At 39.5% G+C, this 12,455-nt stretch carries 12 protein-coding genes; 1 reads left to right on the top strand and 11 read right to left on the bottom strand.

Annotated elements, in window-relative coordinates:
• Window positions 1–4 precede the first annotated feature (4 nt).
• The 4 genes from BUR11_RS19715 to BUR11_RS19700 form a co-directional block, all read right to left on the bottom strand.
• On the bottom strand, window positions 5–505 hold the full coding sequence (locus tag BUR11_RS19715) for a GNAT family N-acetyltransferase (protein WP_074226756.1): 501 nt from the start codon (window positions 503–505) through the stop codon (window positions 5–7).
• A 36-nt stretch (window positions 506–541) separates the two neighbouring features.
• Window positions 542–979 carry a UPF0158 family protein gene (locus BUR11_RS19710; protein ID WP_074226755.1) on the bottom strand — a complete coding sequence of 146 codons (438 nt, stop codon included), beginning with the start codon at window positions 977–979 and terminating at the stop codon, window positions 542–544.
• A 92-nt stretch (window positions 980–1,071) separates the two neighbouring features.
• Window positions 1,072–1,716 carry an alpha/beta hydrolase gene (locus BUR11_RS19705; protein WP_074226957.1) on the bottom strand — a complete coding sequence of 215 codons (645 nt, stop codon included), beginning with the start codon at window positions 1,714–1,716 and terminating at the stop codon, window positions 1,072–1,074.
• Between the two features lie 4 nt (window positions 1,717–1,720).
• A complete protein-coding gene (locus tag BUR11_RS19700; protein ID WP_074226754.1) occupies window positions 1,721–2,203 on the bottom strand; it encodes a cytidine deaminase in 483 nt (160 codons plus the stop codon).
• 117 nt (window positions 2,204–2,320) lie between these two features.
• On the opposite strand from BUR11_RS19700, the gene BUR11_RS19695 reads away from it, so the two are divergent.
• Window positions 2,321–3,646: a saccharopine dehydrogenase C-terminal domain-containing protein gene (locus BUR11_RS19695; RefSeq protein WP_074226753.1), complete on the top strand. Its 1,326-nt coding sequence runs from the start codon at window positions 2,321–2,323 to the stop codon at window positions 3,644–3,646.
• A 16-nt stretch (window positions 3,647–3,662) separates the two neighbouring features.
• Here BUR11_RS19695 and BUR11_RS19690 read toward each other — a convergent pair whose 3' ends face one another.
• The 7 genes from BUR11_RS19690 to BUR11_RS19660 all read right to left on the bottom strand — a co-directional run bounded on the left by BUR11_RS19690 (window position 3,663) and on the right by BUR11_RS19660 (window position 12,450).
• Window positions 3,663–4,709 carry a DUF4249 domain-containing protein gene (locus BUR11_RS19690; RefSeq protein WP_074226752.1) on the bottom strand — a complete coding sequence of 349 codons (1,047 nt, stop codon included), beginning with the start codon at window positions 4,707–4,709 and terminating at the stop codon, window positions 3,663–3,665.
• Window positions 4,710–4,730: 21 nt separating this feature from the next.
• On the bottom strand, window positions 4,731–5,798 hold the full coding sequence (locus BUR11_RS19685; RefSeq protein WP_074226751.1) for a DUF4249 domain-containing protein: 1,068 nt from the start codon (window positions 5,796–5,798) through the stop codon (window positions 4,731–4,733).
• Window positions 5,799–5,802: 4 nt separating this feature from the next.
• Window positions 5,803–8,202 (bottom strand): TonB-dependent receptor, encoded by a 2,400-nt coding sequence (locus tag BUR11_RS19680; protein ID WP_074226750.1) that lies wholly within the window; start codon window positions 8,200–8,202, stop codon window positions 5,803–5,805.
• A gap of 9 nt (window positions 8,203–8,211) precedes the next feature.
• On the bottom strand, window positions 8,212–9,669 hold the full coding sequence (locus tag BUR11_RS19675) for an IPT/TIG domain-containing protein (RefSeq protein WP_084561110.1): 1,458 nt from the start codon (window positions 9,667–9,669) through the stop codon (window positions 8,212–8,214).
• Window positions 9,670–9,912: 243 nt separating this feature from the next.
• On the bottom strand, window positions 9,913–10,623 hold the full coding sequence (locus BUR11_RS19670) for a tRNA1(Val) (adenine(37)-N6)-methyltransferase (protein WP_074226748.1): 711 nt from the start codon (window positions 10,621–10,623) through the stop codon (window positions 9,913–9,915).
• A complete protein-coding gene (locus BUR11_RS19665) occupies window positions 10,623–11,225 on the bottom strand; it encodes a DUF2179 domain-containing protein (RefSeq protein ID WP_074226747.1) in 603 nt (200 codons plus the stop codon). The genes BUR11_RS19670 and BUR11_RS19665 overlap by 1 nt, the downstream gene beginning before the upstream one ends.
• 58 nt (window positions 11,226–11,283) lie before the next feature.
• Window positions 11,284–12,450, bottom strand: a complete 1,167-nt coding sequence (locus BUR11_RS19660) for a CynX/NimT family MFS transporter (RefSeq protein ID WP_084561123.1) — start codon at window positions 12,448–12,450, stop codon at window positions 11,284–11,286.
• Window positions 12,451–12,455 lie beyond the last annotated feature (5 nt).

Genomic DNA, 12,455 nt, shown 5'->3' with positions numbered 1-12,455 from the left:
ACTATCAAGCCTTTTCTAACCGATATAAAATCTCCAACATTGGAAAACCAAAATTCTCTGTTTTTTCCTCAGATATTTTCACAAAGCCATATCTTTCATATAGGCTGATGGCAGGATCCAGTCCTGAGGTAGTATATAAGTAAGCGGATTGGTAGTTCTTTTCCTCAAAAAACTCCATCCATTTTTGCATCAACTCTTTTCCTAAACCAATTCCTCTAAATGGCTTCTCAATAATAAAATAACGGAGCTGGGCACTATTCTCATTCCGATGCATCAAAAGCAAAAAGCCAACCATCCTCCCCTTGGACTCCACTACCCAAACACGATCTCTTTCTTCGTCAAACTGTCTATAGAACTCTATCAAGCTCTCCATTACATACATTTCAAAACCAATGGGGAAACCGTGTTCCTCCCCATATATCTTGCCATGCAAGGCAGCTACCTGTCCCAAATCCCCAGGTTTCAAAAAATTCCGAATCGAAAGTTTATTTTCTTCAGTGATCATACTAAAACAAAAAACCGCCGGGAAGGCGGTTTGGGATTAATCTTCAGAATAATTGAAGCTATCAACTTGCTCTTTTACCCAATCATGGTATTTCGAAAGCCTGTACTCCAACCATTCATTCTTGTATTTGGATTCATCAATTAAAAACTTAAAACCCGTAGAAGCCTTTGGTTTACTCAAGGCATTGACCAAATCCTCGGCTAAGTTTTTCTCCTTGATTTTTCTATCGACAAAGTCCTGCATCATTTGATGCTCTTGGGCAGGTTCCATTTTAGTGAACTCAGCAAAATTGTCAGGATTATCTTCTATTTCGTCTAGAATATCCTCTTCCTCTTCGGTGAGATCATAGTTGAAATAATCTTCGTCATCGGGCATATGATGAATCTTCTTTTTATCGATTTGATAGAAACATACATTGCCTTTCAGCAATTGGGTTGATATTGATTCAACCTCTTTTTCAGTAAGCGAAAACATGAATGAATTACAAAATTTTTCGAAAAATAGTGAATGTCAAAGTTGCATCAAATTGTTTTTGGACCCTGTATTAAAAATCATGAATTTATTTCTCATATTTTTTCAAAAAGGCCTTTTAAAACCTCAGAATCAATGATATGTCCTCCAGAAAAATTGATTCTTTTCACCTTTTTTTCCAATAGCTTTACCATTTCCTCCTGTTTTTGGAGATTCTCAGAATTCACGAATTCATCTTGGTCACCCAAAACACTAATAAACTCAGTATCCAAAAATTTTTCTCTACTGACATTTAATTGCAAATCGTGTGCAAATCCCCCAGCCCACAGAACGAACTTGTTGACCCTCCCCTCCCAACGGCTTGCCCAACGGGTGGCAGTTGCTACTCCTTGGGAAAAGCCAAACACATGAACTTTTGGAGCATTCTCAAACCCTGACAGGATTCCATCCACTAATTGATCCAAGTACCTATGATTATTTTCAATGGCCAGCTCCCGTTCATGGCTGGTCATCCAATTGGCACCAACTCGGCCAGAGAAATCCTTCAAATAAGAATAATTCGTTGCCTCAGGAGCAATAAAAAGCCGATGGTTTTGATCAAAGGGTAAAAACTTACGAATGAAAAATTCTGCCAATTGTCCATATCCATGAAACAGAATCCAAATTTCTTCCTCTTGAAAATTAGGTTCGTGGGAGACACAGTATTCTGCCTGATAACTGACCATGATACGCTTCTTCATTAGATTACCCATTCAAATCCTCAAATTTAAAAGGCAATAGAGCCTGAATTCCCGGAATCTTAAGCACTTGACCTTCTGGTCTTAAGATGAGTAAGGTGATCGCTTGATTAAACCTCATCTCTGTTTCGCTGATGGTCTGCCGGCATAACCCACAAGGTGAAACTGAGGCCCAATCTTTTTCGCCTTTTCTTTTGGCTACAATCGCCAACTTTTTAACTGGATCTTCTGGATAATTAGCTCCTGCATATCCTAATAACAATCGTTCGGCACAAACTCCTACAGGGAAACTTACATTCTCCTGATTACTGGACCTCAAAATCCTACCCGAATTTAGTTTAGCAGCCGCACCAACTTGAAAATTTGAATAGGGTGCATAGGCATCTTTACTAATTGATTTTGCCTCTAAAATCAATTCCTGATCCTCATTCTCCAATTCCTCCCAAGCCAACTCTTCTAATTCGGCCGATATTTTAATTTTTTTACCCATAGTTGTATCTAGGAGTTATCCTTACGAACAATGTAGTGAATAGTTCCAAAATTAAAGGCCAGTCCCTTTCCTAGCTTGATAATAATAACCAATTTAGGTCTTTGACCAAGTTTGAATATGAAGACAATTTTGATTCTTGGAGCGGGAAAATCATCCTCCTATTTAATTGATTATATAGCAGCAACTTGTAGTGATGGTAGCAGAAAACTTATTCTTGCAGATTTAGACCTCGCATTAGCTAACTCCAAAATCCAAGGAAAGCCTAATACAGAAGCAACAGGTTTTTCTATTGAAGATAAAGAGGCACTGAAAAAATTAATCACTGCCTCCGATGTGGTTATTTCCATGCTGCCCGCATTTATGCATCCTATCGTCGCTAAAGAATGTCTGATCCTTAAAAAACATTTTTTCTCCGCTTCCTATGAATCTGAAGAAATAAAATCCATGCAGGCTGAAATAGAAAAGAAAGGCCTTTTTTTTCTAAATGAATGTGGTTTAGACCCAGGATTGGATCATATGTCTGCCATGAAGATTATTTTAGAGGCAAAAGCCAATCAGGAAGAAATTCTCTCCTTCAAATCCTATTGTGGTGGATTACTTGCCCCAATCAGTGAAGATAATCCATGGAAATACAAGTTTACCTGGAACCCAAGAAATGTGGTATTAGCAGGACAGGGAATCTCCAAATATATTGATCAAGGGGAATTGAAATTTGTTCCGTATCATCAGGTATTCAAAAGAACCGAAACCATCCATTTCGACAGATTAGGAGATTTTGATGGCTACCCTAATCGTGATTCCCTAAACTATCGGAAAGTATACGGCATTGAATCTATTCAAACCATGTTGCGTGGCACTTTGAGGAGGTCTGGCTATTGTAAAGCTTGGGATGTATTTGTTCAACTTGGATTAACCGATGACTCTTACGAGTTAAACTTGCAGGAAGGAAGTACCCTCAGACAATTCCTGAACACATTTTTACCCTATAAAAAAGAGTTGTCAGTGGAGGAAAAACTTGCAGAGGCCATCCCCGAAATGGATTTCCCAACATTTGAAAAAATCCAATGGTTGGGATTCTTTGGTAATCGAAAACTACCAAAAACCCAAGGAAGTCCAGCTAGTATACTGCAGGCAATCTTGGAAGAAGATTGGAAATTATTTCCAGAGGACAAAGATATGATCCTGATGCAACATCAGTTTGAAATCAAATCCAGCAAGGGCACCAAAACGATCATCTCGAGTCTCGTTTGTTATGGTGAAGACTCTACCTATACGGCTATGGCAAAAACGGTTGGCTTACCTTTAGCAATTGCCGTAGATGAATTTCTGAATGGAAAAATTAAACTCACCGGACTTTATGTACCAGTTTTACCAGAGTTATATACCCCTATTCTAAATAAACTTGAAACACTAGGAATTCGGTTTATTGAAAGTATCAACTAGTCTTTATGGTACTTTCTCATGGATTCCAATCTGAAGGCCGCTCGGTTTGTGCGCCATCTACAACTCTACAATCATCAGCAATAATCGTTCTACCCTGTACAAAATCTAATTTAGTAGCATCCACATAGACTCTTTTGCTGGTTTCTCCTGCTGCCATAAAATACCCCAAAACCACTTCATCAGGATGATCCAAACTGACCATATTGCCTCGAATATTGGCAGGTGGAGGATCAAATACAGATCCACTCAACTCAACTTGCTGTTTCACCAATCGAAGAAAGCGGTAGGCTCCTGCAGAAATACTGTATTGTTCGATATCAATTCTATATTGGTTGACAAAACGCAAACCGTCATCCAACACAAAAGCTGCAGGGATTCTAGAGCTAAGACCATTAAAAGTGTCATCATTTGCTATGAATATCGAATAGTTAGCCACCTGCTCAGATCGATAACAAGAAATACAACAATCCTTTGGTGCTGGCTGTCGGCTTGGCGGAGGTAAGTGATAAAGGTCCGGCCTGGTTTCTAAAATGTACATAGAAGGACCTTTTTTCCAATAGTAATAGTTATCCTCCTCCTCAGGGTCCTCTATGTCCACCAAGAATTGAACTCCTGAATCTGGATTCAATTCTCCTTCCACAGGAATTTTTTTGACCTGATAATTGATCTCTTGGATCTCTGGAACGGATGGTAAGGTCTCTGGTAAAGAAGAATAAACGGTTCCGTCTACCAGCTGGATTTGCAAGGTATAGGTATTTCCAACCTCTGCTGAAAAATCTGCAGAAGTATAATAATCACCCCTATTTTCAAGATCTTCTTCCAGAAAAATCACTTTTCCTGTTTGATCCCTTACGATCACCGTTGCTCCAGCAACGGGACGAACGAGCCCTTCATAAATGCTTCCATACGTATCACTCCTAGAAAGCTTTACAAGATGAGGTCCAGGTCCATTAGTCACCATTCCCTCGACGGTCAGCAGTTGAACCCCCTCTTCAATATCCACTTCATATGGGTCTACACAACTCCATAGTAGGATAAAAAAGATAAAACTAAACTTTTTCAAAGTACTTTATATCAATAAATTTTATGGATTCCAGTCTACTGGAGGATTCAATTGGGCTCCTTCAATTTCACGACAATCGTCTGGAATAATTACTGCTGGCTGCGTAAAATCAAGATCTTCTGCTTGGATATAAATTCGTTTGACTGTTTCTCCCGCAGCCATAAAATACCCTAAAACCACCTCTTCTGGATCATCCAAACTGATCATATTCCCTCTGATGTTTGCAGGTGGCGGATCAAATACAGACCCTGAAACTTCCGTTTGTTGTTTGACCAATCTTAAAAATCGATAAGCTTCCTGAGAAATACTCATCTGCCTCAAATCAGTTCTCAATGTTTCTACAAATCGCTTCCCATCATCTTCAATGAAACCAGCAGCTACTTTAGTATTCAAACCATTGAAGATGTCATCTTTCTCCAAATAAATCCCTTGACTTCCAAGCAACTCGGTTTTGAAACATACAATGCAGCAGTCCTTTGGTTCAGGCTCCCTACTTGGTGGGTTTCTTAAGTTCGGATTTGGAGTATAAAGGTCTGGCCTTGTTTTTAAAATATAGGTAGACTGATCTGTTCTCCAGTAGTAGAAGTTATTTTGATCAGATGGATCTTCAATTTCTGCTATCAACTGTACACCTGACCGCTCCAAAACCTCACCTTCCACTGCGATCTTCACTACCTTCACATCGATATTTTTTATTTCAGGTACTGAATTGACTAATTCCGGCAAGGAGGTATATACCTTCCCATCGACGAGTTGGATTTGCAGGGTATAGGACCTACCAACAACCGCCGCAAAATTTTCAGGAGTATAATACACACCTCTGTCTTCAGTATCTTCAGTCAAGAAAATTACCTTTCCCTGGTCATCTCGAATCACTACAGTAGCATTGGAGACTGGCCTGATCAAGCCTTCAAAAATACTCCCATAAGTATCACTTCTCGTAAGTCGAATACTTTGAACTCCTGGAGTAGTAGTTATTGTGCCTTCCACAGTCAATAACTGCTCACCACTTTCTACATTAACCACATAGGGGTCAATGCAAGCAGCCAATGGTAAAATTAAAAGCAGGTAAATATATTTTTTTAGCATCTTATTAAAACTTAATAGAGTAGCTGATACTTGGAAGAGGAACACCTAATACGGCAAGTTTTAACGCTTGTGGAGGTGCACCTAACTCATCCACAAAGAAGAGCGAGAATGGATTTTTACGTCCATACACATTCAATACTGAGAAAGTCCAATCCCCATCGAAGAATTTACCCTTACCTGGAAGTTTAAAGTTGACAGAAATGTCCAATCTATGATAATCTGGTAATCGCTGTTCATTTCTTCTATTGAAATAAGCAAGATTGTTTCCTGAATAATCAAACTTGGCTTCTGGGTAGGTAACTGGTCTACCAGTGCTATATCCAAATGTTGCCGAAACAGAGGTGTTGGTACTCACTTTGTAGTTTCCTATCAAGGTAAAGTCATGAGGCTTGTCATAATTGGAAGCATACCAATCTCCATCATTGATGATTTCTTCTTCAAATGGAGTGATTACTTGTCTCAAACTTCGGGAGTAGGTATAGGAAGCCCAGCCAGTCAATCTTCCCAAATTCTTCTTCACATATAATTCCACCCCATATGCCCGTCCATTGGCAGGAACCAATTCGGTTTCCAGATTATTCTGAAGAATTAAATTGGCTCCATCCTTATACTCTATGACATTCTGGATGTCTTTGTAGTAGACTTCGATGGAGGTTTCAAAAATATTGCCTTTGAAATTGTTATAGAATCCCAATGATATCTGATCGACAATTTGCGGTTTCAAGTAATTATCGCTCAGCTTCCAAACATCAGTAGGGGCAATAGTGGCTGTATTGGAAATTAGGTGGATGAACTGGTACATTTTATTGTATCCCAATTTAATCGAGCTAGCCTTGGAGAAGGAGTAACGTAATGAACCTCTTGGCCCAAGTCCATTATATGATTGAATCTCCTCTCCATCTGCATAGGTAGTTTCACTAATGGCACTTCCATCCGAAAGAGGTTGGTTTTCCGCATACTCCCGGACAACCCTAGGACCGAAATAACTATACATGTCATATCGGACACCGTAAGACATCCCAAACTTCTCTCCTAATTCAAATTCATGCTGGAAGTGAACACCTGATTCTCTTCCATTTTCATTCTGCACTTTTTGTGGTAAGATTCCTGATTCCCCTCCTGTAGAAGGAATTAATTCCCCTGGTTGCAATTCCAAATTTTTGAAATCTCCTCCCACTGTTATTTTATTGGTCTCGCTAAACATATAATAGAAATATGCTTTGATACCATAATCTTTGATGCCAGAATTCAGGTCAAAATCATTGATTCCGGATCTGTTGAAAATGCTGTAATCATATTGGGTATAATACCCCAAAGCCTCGAGGCCCATCTTGTCATTGAAAACACTTTTCCATTGCAAGGAATGACTGTTGTTTTTCCAGGACACGGTCGTATCAGAGGCAAAAGCAAAATCATCGTAAGAAGTATAATAGCTATACGTGAACTCATTTTTCTCTGAGATCGGGGCAGAAATCACCAGGTTTCCATCATAAAAATTCGCTCTTGAATTCTTTAGGTCCGGGTTGCTCAAAGCACCTAAAAACCAATTGATATAAGATCCTCTAAACCCCCCTCTTATGGAAACCTTGTCTTTTACAACTGGTCCATTGAAACCTACTTTTCCGGAAAAATTACTTAGCATCAAATCTCCACCCCAATTGGAAATAGATCCCGCTTTTGGTTGTATATCCAAGATCGAAGAACCTCTACCTCCAAATCTTGCTGGGATTACTGACTTGTATAAAGTCACACCATTCACCGCATCCGCATTGAAAGAAGTAAACAATCCAAACAAGTGGGTAGGGTTATAGATAGGAGCCCCTGCAAATTGGATCAGGTTTTGATCGGCGCCTCCACCTCTGACGTTTAAGCCAGCTGCAGCTTCACCCACCTGGCTTACCCCTGGAAGGGTGGCCATAGAGCGAATAATGTCCACTTCTCCTAAAAAAGGAGGCAACTCACGCATGGTATTCATACTCATGGTAATGGCTCCCATATCCGTGGAACGAATATTTTTCTCGGGATCACTACCATAAATCACCACATCATCTAATTGAAAATCTTCCTGAAGCATTTTGATGGAAATTCTTCCATCGCCTACTGCAGTGATTGGGTAATCAATGGTTTCATAGCCCACATACCTAAATTGAAGGTTGTACTCTGCACGATCTAGGATCAGTTCAAAGCCACCATTGTTGTCGGTTATTCTGTTGATTTCTAATTCAGGAACAGTCACAGTAGCTCCTACCAATGCTTCTCCTGTAATTTCATCGATGATTCGGCCAGTAATTCTAATTCCTTTCAATTGGCCAATATCTCTTCCGATTACTTCCCGATTCACTTCGGTCTGAGCCCATCCCAACTGACTAACCAGTAAAAAGAAAATGAGTAAATGTTTTTTCATATGCTGAGATTAAAATCCGTTGGGGTCAAACTTGTACAAATTCATCGGGAAATTCCCTGCCAAAGTAATATCAGGCATTCTCATAATATATAGGAATCCATCCTTCTCAAAGTGGGCTACCGTAATTTCCTGAGGTAAACCTGGAATGTCATTTTTTGATTTCCAAATCATGGTATTCATATCCAACTCCCAAACCTGAGTATTTCTTTGATAAAGCCCTACATATGCTTTATTACCAATCACTTGCCCCATCCCATAACCTTGCCCTAAGCTACCAGGATAGGTAGATACAGACTCCCAAGAATCAGAGTTGATCGTATATTCCCAAAGCACTGCATCATTGCCTATGATATAGACCTTATTTTGATACACAAAGAATGCATTCTCAGTAGAAAACTCAACCGGAGAATCATTCAGATTTGTCCAGGTATTGGTGGCTGAATTAAATCTTCTTAATGCGGAAGTATTCCCCTCTTTTCCTCCAAGGACATAGAGATTTCCCCCATTTTCGAAAGCGATTGATTCTCTACTGGCAAAAGGTAAATCCGGTAGCCTTTCAAATCCAGAATCCGTCACTTTATAAAATGAGAAATTAATATCATATGGATTCGGTATCAAACCAGCGGTTCCACCTCCCAAGTAATTTTTGGTGGCAAATCCATAGGCTCGGTTTGTACCCGGAAATGAAACTTCTTTCCATGTATTGGAACCAATGTCATATTGCTGGATTTTTGAATAAAAACTGTTCTTGGAAACTGTTCCCAAGCCAATATTCAACCCGGAATTGGTCTGGTAAAATGCATTTCCATAAAGTCTAACAGCTTCAGGAAACTTGTTGATCAACTCATAGGTACCAATTTGGTATTCAAAGTTGGAGTTAAATTCCAAGGTTTTATCTTGAACGATTACGGTAATAGGAACCGAAAAATCTGAGGCCTCAGGGATGATCAAATGAAGCCTGGACTCGAATTCTATAGATGTGATTACCGCTTTTGAATCACCAAAGAACACTTCTGTATCTTCTGTAAAATTTTGACCTGTAATAGTCATGCTCTCCCCAACCAATCCAAATGCTGGCGAGAAGGTCTCAATTATTGGACTTAATGTGTTTAGGGTAATCACATTTCCAAATTGAATCTCTCCTCCCAAATCCATAAAGGATTTTGCATAATAGGTTTTTGAATTTGTCAATCCAGTAGTTTCCCCTATAAATCTACCGGGACCTTCTTTTGTACCTAGTGAAATAATTATTGGGGATGAAAAATTTTCATCTTCGGCGAGATAAAAACCATGATCGACCGCGTTGATTGTTTGGTTTGTAATTAAGCGACCGAGAAGTCTGACATTTTCTGCACTGGTGTATAGCACATCTTCAGTGACTAACACCGTGGTTTCAGGTTCCTCTTCAGTACAAGCCCATCCCAAAAGAAGCATAAATAACATGCTCAGAGATAGAAGTTTTCGCATATGATTGTAGTAGTAATTAAATATCACCCAAAAATATAGAATTAGTATTCACAAACAAGATCACTTACCCCTCAAAAACTACCATTCACAACAAATAGGGTCAAATATTGAAGATTCTTTAAAAAAAATACGTCCTATTGAAAATATCAGGGTAGAAAAATGGTTTAATTAAAGCTAAAAATTGAATTTTTGGCCAAAATTGATCTCAATATCCAAGGAAACCTCTAGATTCTCCTTATTTTTTCAAGGAAATTCTAACAAAAAGCCTGAAACAATCTTTTGATAGCTAGGATGAGCTGTCCCATCCTCATTTTTTATGAAAATTTCTTGGGATTGGAACTCCTTTTCTTCCAACCCAAAACACACCATTTCTCTAATTACTCTCTTTCCTGGTTTATCTTGTACCGTGAAAGATTGCCATTGGCTTAGTCCAAACTCTTTAGAAACCTCCCTCAGATCTTGCATTTGTCTGGGAGGTAAAATCACCCAAAAACAACCTTCCTTACTAAGCAAGCTAGCTGAATTGCAAACAAGCTCCCTAAAAGAAAGGGTGTCCGTATGCAAAGCCTGATTTCTTTTGGAGTTTTGAGACTTTAAATGATCTGGAAAATAGGGAGGATTACTGACGATCAGGTCAAATTTCTCTTCAGAATTAAACTCTTGAAATCTTCCTTCCCAAATCTTCATCCTAGATGAAAAAGGGCTGGAATTAAAATTTTCACCTGCTTGATTTGCAGCCACATTGTCGAGTTCAATACCGATTACTTGAGCAATGGGATAACGCTGGGCCAGCATCAAAGAGATCACTCCTGTCCCCGTACCTATATCCAGTATTTTTTGGGGATTTTCAATAGAAGCCAATCCACCCAAGAGTACTGCATCAGTACTAATCTTCATAGCACATTGGTCCTGATGAACCCGAAACTGCTGAAATTGAAACCAGGTATTGGCCATTAGGTCCTGGCTTTGCTGAAAAAGCTCATATTGAACCTGGGCTTATCATCCATGACATTCAGGTCGTCTTCAGAAATTCGTTTCACACTTTCAATGGTATAAAACGCCTTTTCATCTAAGCTCCTTACCTTATCTATAAATTTTGCCAGTGCATCCCTTTTCATAACAGTAAAAGTCAATTGAACTTTACCATACCTCCCTTCGGCCCCTACATTGGTAAAGCGGAAATTCTCCTCTTTCATATATTCCATCAATTGAGGGTTGGGGTTTGGAGTTATAATCCGTACCAAAACCCTCCCGAGAGCGAGTTTCTCTTCAAAATACATCCCAACGTAAGTTCCAGTACCAAAACCAGCAGCATAAGCGATATAAGACATGGGGTTGGATATATTTTGAAATATCTGGCCTATGGCAAGCAACCAGATCAAAGCCTCAAAAAATCCCAAAATGGGAGCAATGTTCTTCTTCCCATTCATCATAAACATGATACGCAACGTATTAATTGAAACATCTCCTACACGTGCAATAAAGATTAATAGGGGCATAATCAGATAGTTAAATAAGTTTTCTGAAACGCCTAGGGATTGCATTAATTCTTGCATGGTAATATCATTTGGGAAACTCGCGCAAAATTACATAATGCCAGCGGAAATAATCCTATTAGATCTTCATATCTCGTCCTGCAGCCATTCCAAAGCCAGTAAAAAGAACAGAGAATAGAATCAAGAACCAGATTAAAATATTCCATGACCCAAAAAGATCTAAGGAAACACCAAAAAGCATAGGTCCCAATGCTGCTAAGTAGTATCCAGAGGACTGAACCATCGCAGAGAGCTTGGCTGTCGTCTGATCTTCTGCCGTTCTCAGTGAGATCAACGTGTAGGCGATACTTAAACTAGCCCCCATTCCCAATCCTATTAGGGTCAAAGAGGAATAAGTAACCCATTCCGATTCAATAAATAAGCCTAAAAATCCAATGATATAGCCTATCCCAACAATTAATATTACTCCTGACTGCTGCTTCAACTTGATCAAAATAGATGGTGCAAAATAGGAACCTATCAAGGATACCAGTTGCATAATGGAAGATACAGCACCTGCCTCTACGGGAGACCATCCTCTAGACACCAACATATCCGGAAGCCAAGCTGTCAAAGTAAAATACATTACAGATTGGCAACCCATAAATAGCGTGACTTGCCAAGCTAATTTGGATTTCCAGACGTTTTTTGCTTTCTCCCCACCTATATGCATGCCCGCTTTTGGCCTTTTCAATTGTGGAATCCAGACAATTAGAGCAAGAACCATAAAGAAGGCCCAAGATGCCAAAGATCCTCTCCATCCAAAACCTAAATCTTCTGCGATTGGGACTGAAAAGCCTGCTGCAATAGCCGCAAAAAGTGACATCATAGTAGCCAATAAGGCAGTCATCAAACCTATTTTATGTGGTAATCGGACCTTTATCAAAGGAATCACCAAAACATTGGCAATTACGATTCCAACTCCTGTCAGGGCAGTGCCTACCAATAAAAGTTCAATTCCTCCCAAAACCCGGAGAATGACCCCAATAGTCAATAATAGAATACCCAAAAAAACCGCCCTCCCCATACCCATTTTTCTTCCAATCGCAGGGGCAAAAAGGGAAAAGGTGGCAAAGGTCAACAAAGGCAGTGTGGTGAGGAAACCCGCCAACCCATTCGACAAACCCAGGTCATCCCGTATAAACGGAATCAATGGGCCCACTGAAGCGATAGAGGTCCTCAGATTAATGGATACCAATAGAATCCCTGAGATTAATAAAAATTCCGATGAGTTTGACTTTGACAATTGAT

It is taken from the genome of Algoriphagus halophilus (assembly GCF_900129785.1).
Lineage (GTDB): Bacteria > Bacteroidota > Bacteroidia > Cytophagales > Cyclobacteriaceae > Algoriphagus > Algoriphagus halophilus.
Note: the sequence above shows the minus strand (reverse complement) of the source record. Positions and strands in the feature narration are given on the sequence as shown.